Origin of the sequence: Bradyrhizobium sp. LB8.2 (genome assembly GCF_040548035.1) — a bacterium.
In the GTDB taxonomy this organism is placed as follows: Bacteria; Pseudomonadota; Alphaproteobacteria; order Rhizobiales; family Xanthobacteraceae; genus Bradyrhizobium.
The window spans coordinates 149210-166214 of the sequence record NZ_JBEPQV010000001.1; the positions used below are offsets into that span (position 1 = coordinate 149210).

14 protein-coding genes are annotated in these 17005 nt (G+C 64.8%); 8 read left to right on the forward strand and 6 right to left on the reverse strand.

All coding sequences use genetic code 11. The features are described from left to right. The first annotated feature begins 8 nt into the window (after positions 1 to 8). The 3 genes from ABIB06_RS00685 to ABIB06_RS00695 all read left to right on the forward strand — a co-directional run bounded on the left by ABIB06_RS00685 (position 9) and on the right by ABIB06_RS00695 (position 5319). Positions 9 to 3479: an ATP-binding protein gene (locus ABIB06_RS00685; RefSeq protein ID WP_354047508.1), complete on the forward strand. Its 3471-nt coding sequence runs from the start codon at positions 9 to 11 to the stop codon at positions 3477 to 3479. Beyond that, the gene (locus tag ABIB06_RS00690) at positions 3476 to 4270 is read left to right on the forward strand and encodes a protein-L-isoaspartate O-methyltransferase family protein (RefSeq protein ID WP_354068812.1); all 795 of its coding nucleotides are present in this window, start codon (positions 3476 to 3478) and stop codon (positions 4268 to 4270) included. Before ABIB06_RS00685 ends, ABIB06_RS00690 begins: the two co-directional genes overlap by 4 nt. A gap of 95 nt (positions 4271 to 4365) precedes the next feature. Continuing rightward, entirely contained in the window at positions 4366 to 5319 is a 954-nt protein-coding gene (locus ABIB06_RS00695; RefSeq protein WP_354047504.1) for a DUF6492 family protein, read from the forward strand. A 12-nt stretch (positions 5320 to 5331) separates the two neighbouring features. Here ABIB06_RS00695 and ABIB06_RS00700 read toward each other — a convergent pair whose 3' ends face one another. Next, positions 5332 to 6399, reverse strand: a complete 1068-nt coding sequence (locus ABIB06_RS00700) for an endo-1,4-beta-xylanase (RefSeq protein ID WP_354047502.1) — start codon at positions 6397 to 6399, stop codon at positions 5332 to 5334. A 307-nt stretch (positions 6400 to 6706) separates the two neighbouring features. Here ABIB06_RS00700 and ABIB06_RS00705 point away from each other — a divergent pair, with 307 nt between their 5' ends. Continuing rightward, entirely contained in the window at positions 6707 to 8143 is a 1437-nt protein-coding gene (locus tag ABIB06_RS00705; RefSeq protein WP_354047500.1) for a lipopolysaccharide biosynthesis protein, read from the forward strand. Positions 8144 to 8418: 275 nt separating this feature from the next. Beyond that, complete coding sequence (locus ABIB06_RS00710; RefSeq protein WP_354125551.1) at positions 8419 to 9981, forward strand: L,D-transpeptidase; 1563 nt, start codon at positions 8419 to 8421, stop codon at positions 9979 to 9981. Positions 9982 to 10005: 24 nt separating this feature from the next. Here ABIB06_RS00710 and ABIB06_RS00715 read toward each other — a convergent pair whose 3' ends face one another. The 5 genes from ABIB06_RS00715 to ABIB06_RS00735 form a co-directional block, all read right to left on the reverse strand. Continuing rightward, the gene (locus tag ABIB06_RS00715) at positions 10006 to 10818 is read right to left on the reverse strand and encodes a class I SAM-dependent methyltransferase (RefSeq protein ID WP_354047499.1); all 813 of its coding nucleotides are present in this window, start codon (positions 10816 to 10818) and stop codon (positions 10006 to 10008) included. 95 nt (positions 10819 to 10913) lie between these two features. Next, positions 10914 to 11453, reverse strand: a complete 540-nt coding sequence (locus tag ABIB06_RS00720) for a VOC family protein (protein ID WP_354047497.1) — start codon at positions 11451 to 11453, stop codon at positions 10914 to 10916. A 223-nt stretch (positions 11454 to 11676) separates the two neighbouring features. Then, on the reverse strand, positions 11677 to 12645 hold the full coding sequence (locus ABIB06_RS00725; RefSeq protein ID WP_354047495.1) for a Bug family tripartite tricarboxylate transporter substrate binding protein: 969 nt from the start codon (positions 12643 to 12645) through the stop codon (positions 11677 to 11679). 12 nt (positions 12646 to 12657) lie between these two features. Beyond that, positions 12658 to 13551, reverse strand: a complete 894-nt coding sequence (locus ABIB06_RS00730) for an MBL fold metallo-hydrolase (protein WP_354047494.1) — start codon at positions 13549 to 13551, stop codon at positions 12658 to 12660. A 4-nt stretch (positions 13552 to 13555) separates the two neighbouring features. After that, a complete protein-coding gene (locus ABIB06_RS00735; RefSeq protein WP_354047492.1) occupies positions 13556 to 14758 on the reverse strand; it encodes an ABC transporter substrate-binding protein in 1203 nt (400 codons plus the stop codon). Between the two features lie 106 nt (positions 14759 to 14864). Between ABIB06_RS00735 and ABIB06_RS00740 the strand changes: the two genes are divergently transcribed. The 3 genes from ABIB06_RS00740 to ABIB06_RS00750 are packed head-to-tail and all read left to right on the forward strand — an operon-like array spanning position 14865 to position 16951. After that, positions 14865 to 15566: a TetR/AcrR family transcriptional regulator gene (locus ABIB06_RS00740; RefSeq protein WP_354047490.1), complete on the forward strand. Its 702-nt coding sequence runs from the start codon at positions 14865 to 14867 to the stop codon at positions 15564 to 15566. Further along, the gene (locus ABIB06_RS00745; RefSeq protein ID WP_354047488.1) at positions 15544 to 16104 is read left to right on the forward strand and encodes a carboxymuconolactone decarboxylase family protein; all 561 of its coding nucleotides are present in this window, start codon (positions 15544 to 15546) and stop codon (positions 16102 to 16104) included. The genes ABIB06_RS00740 and ABIB06_RS00745 overlap by 23 nt, the downstream gene beginning before the upstream one ends. Before the next feature lies 1 nt (position 16105). After that, entirely contained in the window at positions 16106 to 16951 is an 846-nt protein-coding gene (locus tag ABIB06_RS00750; RefSeq protein ID WP_354047486.1) for an SDR family NAD(P)-dependent oxidoreductase, read from the forward strand. Positions 16952 to 17005 lie beyond the last annotated feature (54 nt).

Here is a 17005-nt window from a genome sequence, read left to right on the forward strand (position 1 = left end):
AAATCACCATGCTGGAGAATGAGCCGGTCACGGGAACGGAAGGCGGGCTGAAGCGCTGGCTCGAAGGCGTCGGTCTCGGCCACTATACCGATCTCTTCGCAGAGCACCGTCTCGATCTCGACGTCATGGAAGATCTGACCGAATCCGATCTGGTCGAGCTCGGATTGCCGCTCGGTGATCGGAAGCGGCTCCAGCGGGCCATGACCGCGTTGTTCCGGGCCGAAACAGCGGAGAAGTCCGACGCGGCGGCTCGCCCTCAACCCCGCACGGAAGTCGGGGCCGAGCGGCGTCAGCTCACCACGATGTTCTGCGACATGGTGGATTCCACTTCGCTGTCGGTGCAGTTCGATCCCGAAGACGTGCGCGACATGATCGCGAGCTTCCGCGAAACCTGTGTCCGCGTGGTGAAGCATTACGAAGGTTTTGCCGCTCGCTTCGTCGGCGACGGTATTTTGGTCTATTTCGGCTATCCGACCGCACATGAGGATGACGCCGAGCGCGCGGTGCGCGCGGGGCTCGAGATCGTGCGGGTGCTATCGACAGCGCGCGCGGTCGAGCCGCGTGGTGCGCTCAGCCACTCACCCGCCGTCCGCATCGGCATCGCGACCGGTCTCGTCGTGGTTGGCGACCTCGTCGGGCAGGGCACCGAAGAGCGCGACTCCGCGGTCGGAGAAACCGTCAATCTCGCCGCGCGCCTCCAAGGTCTGGCGCCGCCCAACGGTGTGGTGATTTCCGCCTCGACCCAGTCGCTGCTGAAGGGGAAGTTCGACTACCGCGATCTCGGCGTCCACGCGCTGAAGGGTATCTCGGACAAGGCGCAGGCTTGGCACGTGATGCGGGCGTCGCGGGTGGAGACCCGCTTCGCCGCTGCCATGGGCACGCGGCTGACCCCGCTCGTCAACCGCGAGGAAGAGATTGCGCTACTGATGGGCCGCTGGCAGCAGGTCAAGGAGGGCGACGGCCAGGTCGTGGTCAAGTTCGGCGAGCCCGGCATCGGCAAGTCGCGCATCATCCAGGAAATCTTCGAGCGGATCGCCGGCGACCGCCATGGACAGGTCTCGTTCCAGTGCTCGCCCTATTACACCTCCACCGCGTTCTATCCGTTCGCCGAGCAGCTCAAATTCTCTCTCGGTCTCGATCGCGAGGATGCGTCCGCGCAGTCGCTCGCGAACCTGGAGATCGCGATCTCCGCCGCTCATGGCGACATCGAGCAGGTTGCGCCGCTGTTGGCCGCGCTGTTGTCCATTCCGATCGGTGACCGCTATCCGCCGCTCGAGCTGTCGCCGCAGCAGCAAAAGGATGCGACCGTCGCCGCGCTGGTCAATCATTTCCTCGGCCTTGCGCGCGAGCAGCCGCTGGTGATCGCATTCGAGGATTTGCACTGGATCGACCCGACTTCCCGTGAGGTGATCGATCTCCTGGTCGACCGGGCACAGAACCGGCCGATCCTGGTGATCATGACCGCGCGCACCGAATTCCAGCCGAGCTGGAGCGCCCATTCGCACATTACGACGCTGGTGCTGAACCGGTTGAGCCGGCAGTTGCGCGCGACGCTGGTCGAGCGCGTGGCGGGACGCGAGCTTCCCAAGGAGGTCGTCGAGGAGATCATCGTCAAGACCGACGGCGTGCCGCTGTTTCTGGAAGAGCTGACCAAGACGGTTCTGGAATCCAACCTCCTGACCGAGCGGCACGGGCGCTACGTGCTGTCGGGCCCGTGGCGGCAGCTCGCGATCCCCGCGACGCTGACGGACTCGCTGATGGCGCGACTGGACCGGATGGGGCCGTTCAAGCGGATCGCGCAGATCGGCGCCACCATCGGCCGCGAATTCTCCTACGAGACGCTGCACGCGGTCGCCAATACGCCCGCCGAACAGATCGAGGCCGCGCTCAATCATCTGGAGGAGGCCGGGCTGATCATGCGCCGCGGCCATCCGCCGGACGCGCTCTACTCCTTCAAGCACGTGATGATCCAGAACGCCGCGCATGCGAGCCTGTTGCACAGCGAGCGGCGCAAGCTGCATTCCCGGATCGCCCAGGTGCTCGCCGAGATGTATCCGGAGAAGACCGAGCGCGAACCGGAGCTGCTCGCCCATCATTTGACCGAATCCGGCCAGAGCGAGGGGGCCGCCAGCTTCTGGCTCAAGGCCGGCAAGCAAGCGGCCAAGAGCGGCGCCAATCTGGAGGCGATCGGCCATCTGCGCCGGGGCTTAAGCGTCGTCCAAGCCAATGCGCGCATGCAGGGCGCCGACGAGATGGAGCTCGAGCTGCGCATCGCGCTCGGCAACGCACTGATCGCCGCCAAGGGCTATGCCGTGCAGGAGGTCGAGGAGAACTACATCCGCGCCCTCGAACTCGGCCAGCAGCTCGACGACGACGAAAAGGCCTTCGCCGCCACGCGCGGGCTCTGGGTCTGTCATTTCATCCGCGCCGATCTCACCCGCGCGCACGATCTCAGTGTCGAGCTGTTGAAATTCGCCAAGCGCGAGCGGCTGAACGAGCGGACGCAGCCGGCGCAGCAGACCGGCTATCTGATCGAGGCGCACCGCTCGATCGCGATGACCATGCTCTATCGCGGGCGCTTTGCCGCGTCCCAGCATCATTTGCACCGTTGCATCAACCTCTACAGCCCCGATCTGCACTCCGACCTGATGGAGCGGCACGGCACTGATCCCGGCGTCGTCTCGCTGTCCTATCTCGGCTATCTCCTGTGGTTCCTCGGCCGGCCCGACGCGGCGCGCCAGCACAGCGAGCAGGCGATCGCAAACGCCGAGAAGATCCGCCACCCCTTCACGCTCGCCTTCGCGCTCGTGTTCGGCGCCTATCTTTGCCAGCACTTGCGCGATGTCGAGGGCACGCGCGACCACGCCAACCGCGCCATGATCATCGCCACCGAGCACAATTTCCTGCACTGGAAGCAGCAGGCGACGATCCTGCGCGGCTGGGCGCTGGCGCAGCTCGGCGAGGCCGACGAAGGCCTCAGCCAGATGCGGTTTGGCCTCGACGAATACGAGGCGATGGATTCCTGGCTCGCCGGCTGCTGGTTCCGCTGCCTGCTCGCGGAGGCCTACGCCAAGGTCGGCATGCGCGATGCCGCCTTACGCGCGCTGGACGGCGCGCTCGCGACCGCAAGACGGACCGGCGATCACTCCTACCTCGCCGAAGTCTACCGCCTGCAAGGCGAGATCACCCTGTCGGACGGCGATCCGGCTTCGGTACAGGAGGCCGAAGAACTGTTCGGCCTGTCGCTGGAGATCGCCCGCAAGCAGGGCGCGCTGTCCTGGGAGCTTCGCACCGCCGTCAGCCTCGCGCGCCTGTCGCACGAAGCCGGCAAGCGCGAGCACGCAAGTCTCCTGCTCGCACCGATCGTCGGCAAGTTCAGCGAGGGCTTTTACACGCCGGACCTGAAACAGGCGATGCAACTGATCAACGAGCTCGGCGCGGACGCGCCTGTTCGTGAACAGGCCGATCCCGTGAGATGAGCGATCTTGCCGCCGCGCGTGCGCGTTACGTGGAGCTGATCGCAAAGCGCGAACGGATCTCCTCACCGCGTCTGCTCGAAGCCCTCGCCGCCGTTCCGCGCGAGGAGTTTTTGGCGAAGGGACCCTGGCGCATCAAGAGCGAGGCGGCGCGCAGCTATCGGCTGACGCCGGATGCCGATCCCGTTCATCTCCAGGACAATGTGCTGGTCGCGATCGATGCGCGCCGCAAGCTCGATACCGGATTGCCGAGCCTGTGGGCGCATTTCATCGATTTGCTCGACGTCGGGGAAAAAGACCGCGTGGTCCAGATCGGCTGCGGGCTCGGCTATTTCTCGGCCGTGCTGTCGAAGATCGTGGGTCCAAAGGGCAGGGTGCAGGCAATCGAATGCGACGAGCGGCTTGCGGCGCGCGCCGCGACCTATCTTCGCGCCTATCGCAACGTCGCGGTCGTCCGTGCTGACGGATGCGAGGACATCGGCGAACCCGCCGACGTGATCATCGTGCATGCCGGTTTCTCGTCTCCGCATCCGCTCTGGCTCCGCTCGCTTCGCCCCCGCGGCCGCCTTCTGGTGCCGCTGACCCAGCGGGACCGCGAAGGCGCGGCCCTCAAGATCACGCGCAAGGGCAAGGGGTTCGAAGCCGAGGCGGTGCAGCAGATCCGGATCTTCCCCGGCCAGGGTCGAGGTGTGACCGCGCTCGACGACCGCGTCGCCGATTGGTGGCAGCGGGCCTCGGCGCTGGCGCCGCTGCGCTTTCGCGGCATCGAGCAGGGGTTGCCGTTGGATGGCTAATGCTTTGTTTCATTTTACCTTGATTGCGAATGTAAGTATCCAATGCGTCTCGACGCCGCTATGACTACGGCCTGATCGCCATACGAGCGCGCGCCATGCATTCCGTTGCCCTGCTGACCGCCAGCTACGCCAAGGATATCGAACGCTTTTCGCTGCTCAGCGAGAGCATCGACACCTGGTTGACGGGCTACACGCGGCATTATGTTCTCGTTAACGATGAGGATTTGCCGCTGTTCGCGCGGTTCGCTTCTGAGAAGCGTGTCATCGTTCCGGCCTCGCGCTATTTGCCGAAATGGCTCTGGGCGCTGCCGCCGGCTCTCCAGTTCATCAGCAAACGGCGCGTCTGGCTCTCGCTGCTGTCGTCACCCGTCCATGGCTGGCACATCCAGCAGATCCTCAAGATCGCCGGCGTCCTCAATGCGCCGGAGCAGCGCGTCTGCATCCTGGATTCGGACAATCTGTTCTTCCGCGAATTCGACGTCGACCAGTACGCCGGCGCTGAGAAGACGCCGCTGTTCGTCACGCCGAAGGCCATCAGCGCCGATGCGCCCCTGCACGGCCTGTGGCTGCGCACGGTCGACCAGCTCCTCGGCGTGAAGGACAGGTCCTTCCCCGCCGACGACTATGTCGGCAACGCGCTGGTCTGGGACAAGGACACCGCGCGCGCGATGACCGACGCGATCAAGTCGGCAACGGGATTGAACTGGGTTCTGGCACTATGCCGGAAGAAGAAGTTCTCGGAATATCTCATGTACGGCCATTTCGTCGCGAACTCGCCCGCGCATCTGGCCGCCCATCGGGTCACCGAAGACAGCATCGCGGTCTCGCATTGGGACGACACGCGCCTCGACCGCCCTGCGATCGAAGCGATGATGCGCGCCGCTTTGCCCGAGCAGGTCGCGCTCTGCATCCAGTCCTATTCGTCGACCTCGATCGACGACATCCGCGATGTGTTCCGGCTGAACTCGCGCGACCGTCGCGGTCCGAGCCTGTCGCCCGATCACATGGGCGATGCGGTTGAATTTGAAGTACCGACCAAGACGCGCTGAAGAACAGCGCGCTTAAGCGTCTCTCGTAAATTTGCTGATCACGTCCATGAATGGCTTCGGCTTGAACTCGCCGTCGAGCGGCAGGGGACGGTTCGGCTGCTTGTCGGCACGGGCGAAGGTGCCGTTGATCCAGCTATAGCGATCCGAGAGTCCCCAGGTCAGGATCGAGCGTACCGGACCGCTGGTCGAGATCGCGGTCAGGAGGTCATTGACGCGCTTGGCGACGACGGCGTCGCGCTCTGCCGGCGTTCCCGTCAGCTTCTGGTCGTCGACATCGAGTTCGGTGACGAGCACCTCAAGGCCCCAGGAGCGCAGCTCGGTGACGAATTCTGCGAGCCCATGGGTGTCGATCTCGAGCTCGGCGTGCAGATGCGATTGCAGCCCCACGGCGTGCAACGGCACGCCTTGGTCGAGCAGGTCCATGATGAGATTGCGGTAGGCCGCGCGCTTCGCAATGAACGAGTCCTTCGCGGACTCGATGTCGTATTCGTTGATCGCGAGCTTGACGAAAGGATCTGCAGCGGCCGCCGTGCGGAACGCCAGCGGAATCCAGCCGTTGCCCAGGTGCTGGGTCCAGAACGTGTCGCGCCGGTCTTTTGGACTGCGGGGATTGTCCGGGATCGGCTCGTTGACGACGTCCCACGACGTCAGCTTGTCTTTATAATAGGAGACGACGGTGCCGATGTGATCGACATAGGCGCGCTCGACGCCTTTGGAATCCTTGATCTGCTTGGTCCAGTCCGGAATGTCGTAATACCAGGCGAGCGCGTGGCCGCGCATCGTCAGATCGTTCTGCCGGGCGAAGTCCAGGATCGCGTCGGCGCGTTCGAAGGCGAAGGTGTGCGCGTCCGGGCGCAGCATCGGCCATTTCAGCTCGAGCACCGGAACCACCTGCGTGCAATAGGTGCTGATGGCTTCGCCGAGCCTCGGATCGGCTTGCAGGTCCCAGAGCGTGGCCGCGGCGCCAAATCCCGGACGACGCTGGGCGAGTTTCGATGCCGGTGCTGCGGACGCCGATGTGCCCGCGGCGAGTGCTGCGGCGCTGCCGAGGAGAAATTCGCGTCTGTCGAGCCTGGTCACGGCATTCCTTATCGAGCCCACGCGCCATCGTACCAAGCGGTGCCTTGCAACGCCGGGGTTTTCCCTCGTTGGGTTAACTTTGCCATCTACGAAACATGGTTCCTTTTGAGGATCGCGCGCTCCCGTTCCGGGAAGGGCAAATTTAACGCTACCGCGCGAAAGCGGCCTCAAAGCCTCATTGGCCGCCCGATCTCCAGACTTATGTGACACTCTTGAGAGATGCTGCGGCGCAGTTCGTTCGCCCCGCCAAGGTCCGATTGATTAACGGCCGTCACACTATCAACATCGTTGCCGGTCCCGTGCTCGCATGCTGAATCGCCATTTCTCGATTTATCTGGTCGCCTACATCCTGCCTGCGGCCGTGGGCTTCTTCGCCGTCACGGCCTACACACGGCTGCTGACGCCGGCGGAGTACGGCGTCTATGTCGTCGGCATCAGCCTGGCCGGCATTCTGGGCGCGATCTTCTTCGCCTGGATCAAGCTCTCGGTGTCGCGCTATCAGGCGATGTCGGCCGAGATCGATTTCCGCGGCACGGCGATGGTTGCGTTCGGGCTCACCGTGGCTGTGCTCTGTGCCACGACCCCGCTGGTCTTCCTGTTCCGCAGCGATCTCAGCGTCGGGCTGCTGCTTGCCAGCATGTTCGTCGCGATCATGGCCAACGCAGTCGATGTCGGCCAGGAGTTCGAGCGCGCCAAATTGCGTCCCTACAGGTTTGCGGCGATCTCGATCGTGCGCAGCGTGTCGAGCGTCGGCTTTGGCCTGCTCGGCGTCTGGCTCGGCTGGGGTGGATTGGGGCTGCTCGCCGCATTCGGCCTGGGTTCGCTCACCGGGATCATCCTCAACCTCGTCGGCGACCGCAGCAGGATCGCGCGGTTCCAGCGCAGCCAGTTCATGCAGCTTGCGCGCTACGGTCTGCCGTTGACGCTGGCCGGATTGTCCGTTGCGGTCTATTCGGCCTGCGACCGGCTCATTGTCGCTTATTTGCTCGGCAAGGACGCCGCCGGCATCTTTGGCGTCGCCGCCGATCTGCCGCGCCAGTTCATGGTCATGATTGCCTCCAGCGTCGCCGCGGCGACCGTGCCACTGGTGTTCCGGTCATTGTCGGAGAAAAACAACGACACGACGCGGGAGCGGCTGAGCGAGAGCCTCGAACTGCTGCTCGTCGTGGTCGCGCCCGTCGCCGTCTGGCTCGCGCTTGCAGCCGATCAGGTCGCCGGCACGCTCGTCGGCGTCGACTTTCGCGCCGGCGTGTCGGCGCTGCTGCCGACCCTGGTGCTCGCGCGCTTTTTCGGCATCGCCAATCAATTCTACGTGCAGATCAGCTTCCAGCTTGCCGAACGGCCGTTCATGCTGGCGGCGCAGTCTTTCCTCACGCTGGTCGTCAGCGTGGCATTGATGTTCGCGCTGGTGGCCGGCTACGGCCTCTACGGCGCGGCGTTGGCGACGCTCGCGACCGAGGCGATCGGCCTCCTTGTTGCCGTCGTCCTGATGCATCGCGCCCACCCGCTCCCGTTCGATCTCCACCGCCTCGCCGGTGTTGCCGCCTCCGCTGCGGCGATGGCGGTTGCCATTCTCGTTGCACGACCGCAGGTCGATGGCTCCGGCTTCGTCCCGCTCGTCGTCGTGAGCCTCGCCGGCGGGCTCGCTTATGCGGCTGGCGCCTGGTTGCTGAATGTCGCAAATGTCCGGACGCTGTCGCTGCGTTTCCTGCGAACGTTCAACCGTAAGGCGCTGGGCGTTTAGCATGCGTCCGTCGGGGCCTCGGCGCCCGGCCTGGGCGCCAGCTGCGTCACCGAACCCCGGACATTCTGCCGCCGCGTTAGACCGCCAGCTTCGGGCCAGCCACGGCTGCACGCCGCCCTTCCGCCTGCGCGAGCCGTCCTATATGAGAGATTTTGTCGCCGGAACGTGCCGAATCTCGCCACAGACGGAACGTAAGGCGGCTGCGATTTCTTAATGTAAAGATCGCAATCTGACACGTGACGGCACAACGGACTGGCATTTCGACCGAGGATGGCATGAAAAACCGACTGACAACGACGCAATCCACCATGACGATGCGGCGTTGGGGGCCTCCCGGAATTGCGACCTTGGCGGCGATTGTCGCATTGGCGTCGGCGTCCCCGGCCATCGCGGCTAAGCAGGCGCGCCAGCCGGCCGAGGCGGTGGCGCCGCGCGCGGCCGGCGAGCCGATCATGGCAATCGTGTCGATCAAGAGCCAGCAGGTCACCTTCTACGACGCCGACGGCTGGATTTTTCGCGCGCCGGTGTCCACGGGCACCACGGGTCGCGAGACGCCCGCCGGCGTGTTCGCCATCGTCGAGAAGGACAAGGACCACCATTCGACGATGTATGACGATGCCTGGATGCCGAACATGCAGCGCATCACCTGGAACGGCATCGCGCTGCATGGCGGGCCGCTGCCCGGCTATGCCGCTTCGCACGGCTGCGTGCGCATGCCCTTTGGCTTCGCGGAAGGCCTGTTCGAAAGGACGAACATCGGGATGCGGGTGATCATCTCGCCGAACGACGCCGCCCCGGTCGATTTCTCCCACCCCTCGCTGTTCGTACCGAAGCGGGAGGCCATCACGGCCGCGCCCGGCCGGATCGACAAGCTCTCCGGCGAGGCCGAGGAGGCCACCCGCGCCGCCGATGATGCCAAGAAGGCCGCCTCGGCCGCCGCGAAAGACGCCGCCTCGCTCCCGGCATCGCTGCGCAAGCTGGAACAGCAGAAGACCCGCGCCGACGCCGAACTCGCCTTCGCCGACAAGAAGCTCGCGACTGCCAAGACCGATCAGGCGCGGGCGCAGGCCGAGGAGCTGAAGCAGAAGGTTGCCACCAAGGCTGCCGACGCTGCGTCGGCGCTTGATGCTGCCAAGGCGGCCGCGCAGCCGAAGCGCGACGCCGTCGCCGCCACCAAGGAAGCCGCGAAGGTCGCGGCGACGAAGAAGGCGGATGCCGTGAAGGCTGCGACCGACGCAAAACTCGCGCTCGAGCCGGTCTCGGTCTACATCAGCCGTGCGACGCAGAAACTCTACGTGCGGCGGAACACGCACAAGCCGGCGCCGGATGGCGGCGGCGAGGTGTTCGACACCAGCATCGAGGTTCCCGTCACCATCCGCAATCCGGACCAGCCGCTCGGCACGCATATTTTCACGGCGATGGCGAAGAACGACACGGGCCTGCGCTGGAGCGTGGTCACGATCGAAAGCGGCGACGACGCCAAGGACGCGCTCGACCGCATCACCATCCCGCAGGAGGTGTGGGATCGCATCGCGCCGACGGCATTGCCGCGCTCGTCGATCGTTATCTCGGACGAGCCGCTGAGCGCCGAGACCAACTACCGAACCGAGTTCGTTGCCGTGCTGAGCAACCATCCGCAGGGCGGCTTCATCACGCGCAAGCCGACGGCGGCGCCGCCGATGGAAATGGCAAGCGACGACGGCTGGGACAATGGCGGCAACGGTTTTGGTTTCTTTTTCCAGCAGCCGGCCCCGCAACCGGTCAATCCGCGCCGCCAGCGCGGCGGGCAGTATCAGTATTATCAGCCCGCACAGCCGATGCAGCGGAGTTTTTGGTAAGGCGCGCCAGACCGAAGCCCGCCGCTACCGGCGCGCTTCGATCACGATAGCCTGGATCTTGCCCTCGACCGCTCCGGACCCATGGCGCGTCCGGATCGCCTCGGCAACGATGTCCGTTGCAGCCTGAAGCTTGCTGGCATCCCTTGCCTCGATCTCGCTGCGCAGCGGCGTGCCCTGGCAGAGGGCGATTGCGACGTACTCGGGCGACGGCGCGCGGCTTATCTCGGATCGCGTTTCGATCGCAATGTCATGGAAGCCTGCGCGTTCGAGGTCGGTTCTGATCACGGCCTTGTCGTAATAGCCGTGCGGCGTCCGGACCATGAAACGGGGCGGGTCATCGGGAAACAGCTTTTCGAGCGCGACCGTTGCCTCATGCGTCAGCACATTGTCCTCGATGCGATCCCAGACGTTGAACACGAACGTGCCATCGCCCTTCAGGACGCGCTTCACTTCGCCGTAAGCCTTGATGCGGTCCGGAAAGAACATGGCGCCGAACTGGCAGCAGACCACGTCGAAGGCGGCGTCGCCGAAGGGCAGGGCCGACCCGTCCGCCTGGCGCCATGAGATGCGATCGTCATCTGCCTGACGTTGCGCCGCGACCGCCAGCATCGGCTCGTTGAGGTCGGTCGCGACATAACGGACGCCGCGCGGCAACGCCGCCGCCACGGCGCGCGTCACTGCGCCCGTGCCCGCCGCGATCTCGAGCAGCACGGAGGGAGAGCGGGCCGCGACACGTCTTGCGATGTCCTCCGCGTAGACGGCGAAGATCATCGGTACCAGATATTCGTCGTAGAGTTTTGGGATCGAGCCGGCGAAAACCTTGTCAGTGTTGGACATGCTTGCCTCGCTGAAGGTTCGGACACGAGGCTCATGTTACCATGGATTGCCGTCTACCGCGCCAGCAGCGAGGTGGACCCGGTCGGTGACCTGCCCTACGATTTCGTCCCGCCGACCTCGCGGATCGGCCGCGTGCCGTCCCAGTTCATCGCCGCCTGCCTGACACGCTCGAAGAACGGCCCCTTGGTGCCGCTGATGTCGGAGATCTCGATCACGGTGCCCGGGTGGGCCTGAGTGTCGAAATAGGCAAAGCGCCCCTTGTCGCCGCCGATCTGGCCCTCATGGCCGATCCTGTAGCCGAGCCCGAGCGCTCTGTCGTAGAGCGCCTGGTAGTAGTGACTCCAGTAGGACATGTGCTGGAGGCCTTCATGGCCGGAATCGAGAAACTCCCTGTACAGCGAGGGCGCGTCGTTGCGCTGCTGGATCAATTCGATCTGGAGATCGCCGGAATTGGCCAGCGCAATGCTCATCTCGACGGCGGAATTTTCGCCGCGATGCCGGAACCAGTCGGTCTTGACGCGGTCCATGTAGTACCAGGGACCGACGCCCATCACCTCGATCCAGTGCTTCATCGCGGCGTGGATGTCCCGCACCACATATCCGTTCTGGCGCACGGCGCCGAAGATGCGGCTCATGCCAGCGCTCCCCTTGTCAGTCCAATCACGTCAGCACTATCGCACATGACAGCGGGACGCTGTCGGGCGAGTTCGGCCTGCATGGTTCGAGACGCCCGCTTTGCGGGCTCCTCACCATGAGGGTCTGATACCTTGCCGCGAAACGGGACCTCATCCTGAGGGCCCGCCGCAGGCGGGCGTCTCGAAGGATGGCCGCACGCAAGCTTTCCGCTACGTTCCTTGCTCACTTGACCTCGATGCCCGCATCCTTGGCAACCTGCTTCCAGGCCGCGATATCGCGGGCGTTGATGTCGCGCTGCTCGTCGCCGGGCACGAATTGCGGCGTGATACCGAGGCCGAGAAGCTTCTGCTTCACCTCGGCATCGCCGAGTGCGTCCTTCAACGCCGCGGACAATTTTTGTGCGATCGGCGGAGCAAGGCCCGCGGGGGCATACATCGCCCAGGACAGGCTGCGGTCGAACGGCACGCCCTGTTCCTTGTAGCTTGCGACATCCGGCAGGCTTGGCGAGCGCTCGCCGCAGGCAGCCAGCGCCTTGATCGAGCCGTCCTTCACCAGCGGCGTCGCGGTCGCCATGTCGAGCGTCGCCAGCGAAATGTGGCCGCCGAGCAAATCGCCGGCCAGTTTAGCGATGCCGTTGAACGGCACGTGATCCATCTTGATTCCGGTCTGCTGCATCAGGATTTCCGCGCAGAATTGTCCGGTCGAGCCCACGCCCCAGCTTCCGTACTGGATCGGCTCGCCCTTCTTGGCGAGCGCGATCAGGCCCTTGATGTCGTTGGCGGCAAAGTCCTTGGTCGCCACCAGCATGATCGAGGACGTCCCGATGCGCCCGATCGTCGTGAAATCCTTGATCGAATCGTAGGGCAGTTTTGGATAGATCGCCGGCGCCAGCACGTGCGTGGTCATGCCGCCGACAGTGATGGTGTAGCCGTCATTCGCCGACGCCGCGACCATCTGCGTGCCGAGCGTGCCGGCAGCTCCGGTGTGGTTCTCGATATAGACGCTCTGTCCAAGCGTCTTGCCCATCTTATCGCCGAGCAGCCGCCCGATCACGTCGCCGCCGCCACCGGCCGCATAAGGCAGCAGCATCCTGATCTTGTGCGTGGGATAGGCGGCTGGATCCTCGGCGCGCGCAGGCAGCGCCGCCGAGAGCAATGCGAGCAATGAGAGCGTGATCGTGCGCAGCTTCATGGTGTCTTTCCCCTAATCCTCGAACCGAAACCGGAATGCCTCGCCATGCCGGATCACGCGCCCGGCGGTCGGCGCCGGAAAATGGCCGGTGAGCAGATAGCTCGGCGTATCCGCGAGCTCTTCGAGCAACGCGAGCCGCGTTGCGATCGCAGCGGCCGGATCGACATCGGCGGCGTTCGACAGCCACGGCGCAGCACACTGGATCGGATGATGGATGACATCGCCCGACATCACTGCGTGATCGTGGCCGCCATTGAGATGGATCTGCATGTTGCCGGCGGTGTGGCCCGGCGCCGGCGCGAAGCGCAAGGCGGCATCGCGATCGCTAAACAAGCGATGATCGGTCTCGACGAACTCGGCAAGGCCCGCCGCGACTACCGGCAGCACCGAATCCTCGAACGAGCCGTGGTTCACCGGGTTGTTCGGCGCGGCATTGTGCGCGGCTTCGAAATGCCGGTACTCGTCTCGGCCCATCAGATAGCGCGCGCTGGGGAAGGTCGGCACCCAGCGGCCGTCGAGGAGGCGCGTGTTCCAGCCGACGTGGTCGACATGCAAATGCGTGCACATCACGAAGTCGACTTGTTCGGGCTTGACGCCGAGCGCCTGCATGTTTTCGAGATAGGGCTGGTTGAGGTTGTTCCAAGCCGGGACGCGCGGCCGCTGCTTGTGATTGCCGCAGCAGGTGTCGACGATGGCAGTCCAGCGCGGCGTGCGCACGAGATACGAATGGTGGCTGAGGATGAAGCGGCCGGTCTCCGGCTCGATATAGCGATGATCGAGCCAGCTCCGGTTCGCCGCGATCACCTCGTCGGTGACGTTGGCGAACAGCCAGGTCTTGTCGAACGCGAGCGCGGGGATCTCGCTGACGAGGTCGATCCGCATGCTGCCGATCCGGACCTGCCGCATTTGCTCAGTTCTTCAGGAGATCGCCGAACGGCACCCAGCGCGTGCCGTCGAAACGGATCAGCTGGAGACTCGTCATCGGCGTGTAATGCTCGGGCGAATTGTTGACCGCGGTGCCGTTGATCAGCATCGGCAGGCGCACGTCCTTCATGGTCGTTGCCTGTTTCATCACATTGGCGCGGGTGAGGTCGTTGCCGGCACTTTTCAGCACGGTGACCAGCGTCTGCGCGATGGTGTAGCCATAGACGTTGAGCCAGTCGCTCTTGTTGGCCTCGGGCAGGTACTTGTCCATGAAGGCGAGCCATTCCTTGTAGCCGGCATCGTCCTTCGACGCCGGGTCGGTCGCATCCTTCAGATATTGGCTGGAGATGACGCCGGTGGAATTGTCCTTGCCCGCCGGCGCCAGCACGCCGCTGATCGAGGCCGAGACGTTGGAGATGATGGTGACAGGCTTCCAGCCAATCTCGCCGATCTTGCGGATCGCCTGCGCGGCAAATTTCGGCGTTGCCGCCACCAGCACCACGTCTGCGCCGGCGGTCTTCAGTTGCAGGATCTGGGTGTCCACGGTCGGCGCCGAGGTCTCGTAGGCCGCGCGCGCCACGATCGCCTCGCCACTGCCGAGGCCTTCTTCCAGCGCCTTCAGATAATCCTTGCCGAGATCGTCGTTCTGATAGAGCACGCCGATCTTCGCGCTGGAATGGCTGGCCTTGATGTATCTGGCGTAGGCGATCGCCTCGTCGCGATAGGTCGGCTGCCAGCCGACGGTCCACGGAAAATTCTTTGGATCGTCCCACTTCGCCGCGCCCGAGCCCAGGAAGAGCTGCGGCACCTTGCGGTCGTTGAGATATTTGTGCACGGCGCTGTTGGTCGGTGTGCCGACGCCGCCGAAGATCAGCAGCACTTCCTCGCTCTCGACCAGCCGCCGCGTCTGCTCCACCGTCTTCGGCGGGCTGTAGGCATCATCCGCGATGATCATCTGGATGCGGCGTCCGTTGACGCCACCGTCGTCGTTCACCTTGCGGAAATACGCCTCCGCCGATTTCGCGATCTGGGCGAAGGCCGACACCGGGCCGCTCAGCGGCGCGGTGGTGCCGATCTTGATGGTCTTGTCGTCGGCGCCGGGATCGTATTTGCTTTGGGCCTGAGCGGTGCTTGTTGCGAGCATCGGCAACAGGATGCAGGCCGCGCGAAGGCGGGCGAAGCGCGCCATGACGTCGTCTCCCCAAATTTGCTCTCCGCTTCTCAAGGCGCGGAGTTGAAACGAACGATCGTTCGTACGGTTGACTAGCGAACGATCGTTCGTTAGTCAAGCCACCATGGCTGTCCACACCACCAGCGCGGCAGAGGCGGCTGCGCCCACCACCCGCGAGCGCATCCTCGCCGAAGCGCTCGATCTGTTTGCGCACAGCGGATATGGCGGCGCCTCGATGCGCGAGCTCGCGCGTCGCGTCGGCATCCGCGAGAGCAGTCTCTACAACCATTTCGCCGGCAAGGCCGCGATCCTGGAGGCGATCGTCAGCGAACATGGGCCGGCAAGCTCGGCGAGCCGGCTGGAGGAGCCGCGCTACAAGCAACTTGCGCGCCAGCCCGCCGCGTTCTGCCGGCAGTTTGCATTGGACCTCGTCGAGCAATGGTCCGATCCGCGCGAGCACCAGTTCCAGAAGGTCATCACCGCCGAGCGCAACCGCGTGCCCGGCATCCGCGCCAAATTCGCCGATCATTTTTACGCGCGCGAGCAAAGCATGATGACGGATTATTTTCGCGGCTTTGCGCTCGCCGGCCTGGTCTCGACGCCGGATCCGCGTGAGACCGCGCGGCTGTTCGCGGCCGGGCTCATCTACATCCGTCTCGAACATTACGTGATGGGCGCGGCACCGTCGCCGCGGCCGAAGGTGATCGAGGCGATCGACCGCTATCTCGCCTTCTTCCTGTCGCTGATCGCGGCGGATGGCGGGGCGCAGGACAACAAGAAACGAAAAGCCAAGGGAGAGAAACGTGGCAAGGCTGCCCCTGATTGATCCGGAGACGACGAGCGGCGACATCCGCGCTTCGTTCGACCGCATGCCGGTCAAGCTGAATATTTTCCGCATGATGGCCCACGCCGAGGCCAACATGATCCCGGCGATGCGGCTCGGCAATTCGATCTTGCACAAGCAGAAGCTCGGCGCCGTCAACCGCGAGCTCCTGATCCTGCAGGCCGCGCAGCTCGAAGGCGGCGCCTATGAATGGCGCCAGCACGTGCCGATCGCGGTTGGCGTCGGCTGCACGCAAGCACAGATCGATGCGGTCGAGCGCGCCGACTACGATGCCGCCGCCTTAAGCGATGCCGAGCGCGCGCTGCTGAAGCTCGGCCGCGAGGTGGTCGAGAACGTCCGCGTTCCCGAAGCCACGTTCGCTGCCGCGCGAAAACACTTCAGCGACCAGGAGATCGTCGAATCCATCGTCGCCCTCGGCTTCTACATGATGATGGCGCGTCTCACCGAGGCGACCGAGACCGATCTCGATCCCGCCGCCGGCATGAAAGTCTACGACGGCGGCAAGAAGCCGGGCGCCTGAGATGACGGATACCGATAGCAAGCCGGACCGTTACGTCCGCCCGCCAAGCGCCGAGTCATTGGGCGAAGCGCCTGGCAGGGGACGTCTCAAAGGGCGCCGCATCCTGATCGTCGGCGGTGGACAACGGGTGTTCGACGCCGCCACCGATCCGATCGGCAATGGCCGCGCTATGAGCATTCTTTGCGCCCGCGAAGGCGCGAAGGTCGCGGTCGCCGACCTCAACCACACCTCGGCCGGGCAGACGGTGAAGCGCATCACCGACGACGGCGGCGAAGCCTTTACGATTACTTCCGACGTCACGTCGGAGGCCGACGTCATGCGCATGATCGACGAGGCGCATCGCGCCATGGGCGGCCTCGACGGCATGGTGCTCAATATCGGCACCTTCGGCAAGGTCGGCCTCGATGCCGTCAGCCCCGAGGAGTGGAACAGGATCTACGACGTCAACGTCCGCGGCCCGATGCTGTGCTGCCGCGCCGCGATGCCGAAGTTCGACGATGGCGGCGCCGTCGTGTTCATCTCCTCGATCGCCGCACTGAAGGCCGGCTCGCAGATGGCGGTGTATGATTCATCGAAAGCCGCGCTCGGCGGCCTGATGCGCAACATCGCCCATCTCGGATCGCGCCGCGGCATCCGCGCCAATCTTGTCTATCCCGGCCTCGTCGACACGCCGAACGGCCGCGAGGCCGGCGCCGGCCGACCCCACCGCGGCAAGGGCCACGTTCCCTTCGGCCGCCAGGCGACAGCCTGGGAAATCGCCTACGCCGTGCTGTTCTTCCTCTCGGACGAGAGCGTCTACGTCACCGCGCAAACGCTCGCGGTGGATAGTGGTTTGAGCGGAATGTAAGACGCAAGCGCAATCCTGCACCGCGGAATTGGACACACCCGCCGAAGCAGAGGC

Coding starts and splice junctions, on each gene's coding strand:
- ABIB06_RS00685 (WP_354047508.1), top strand. CDS start 9: ATGCTGGAGAATGAGCCGGTCACGGGAACGGAAGGCGGGCTGAAGCGC.
- ABIB06_RS00690 (WP_354068812.1), top strand. CDS start 3,476: ATGAGCGATCTTGCCGCCGCGCGTGCGCGTTACGTGGAGCTGATCGCA.
- ABIB06_RS00695 (WP_354047504.1), top strand. CDS start 4,366: ATGCATTCCGTTGCCCTGCTGACCGCCAGCTACGCCAAGGATATCGAA.
- ABIB06_RS00705 (WP_354047500.1), top strand. CDS start 6,707: ATGCTGAATCGCCATTTCTCGATTTATCTGGTCGCCTACATCCTGCCT.
- ABIB06_RS00710 (WP_354125551.1), top strand. CDS start 8,419: ATGAAAAACCGACTGACAACGACGCAATCCACCATGACGATGCGGCGT.
- ABIB06_RS00715 (WP_354047499.1), bottom strand. CDS start 10,818: ATGTCCAACACTGACAAGGTTTTCGCCGGCTCGATCCCAAAACTCTAC.
- ABIB06_RS00720 (WP_354047497.1), bottom strand. CDS start 11,453: ATGAGCCGCATCTTCGGCGCCGTGCGCCAGAACGGATATGTGGTGCGG.
- ABIB06_RS00725 (WP_354047495.1), bottom strand. CDS start 12,645: ATGAAGCTGCGCACGATCACGCTCTCATTGCTCGCATTGCTCTCGGCG.
- ABIB06_RS00730 (WP_354047494.1), bottom strand. CDS start 13,551: ATGCGGCAGGTCCGGATCGGCAGCATGCGGATCGACCTCGTCAGCGAG.
- ABIB06_RS00735 (WP_354047492.1), bottom strand. CDS start 14,758: ATGGCGCGCTTCGCCCGCCTTCGCGCGGCCTGCATCCTGTTGCCGATG.
- ABIB06_RS00740 (WP_354047490.1), top strand. CDS start 14,865: ATGGCTGTCCACACCACCAGCGCGGCAGAGGCGGCTGCGCCCACCACC.
- ABIB06_RS00750 (WP_354047486.1), top strand. CDS start 16,106: ATGACGGATACCGATAGCAAGCCGGACCGTTACGTCCGCCCGCCAAGC.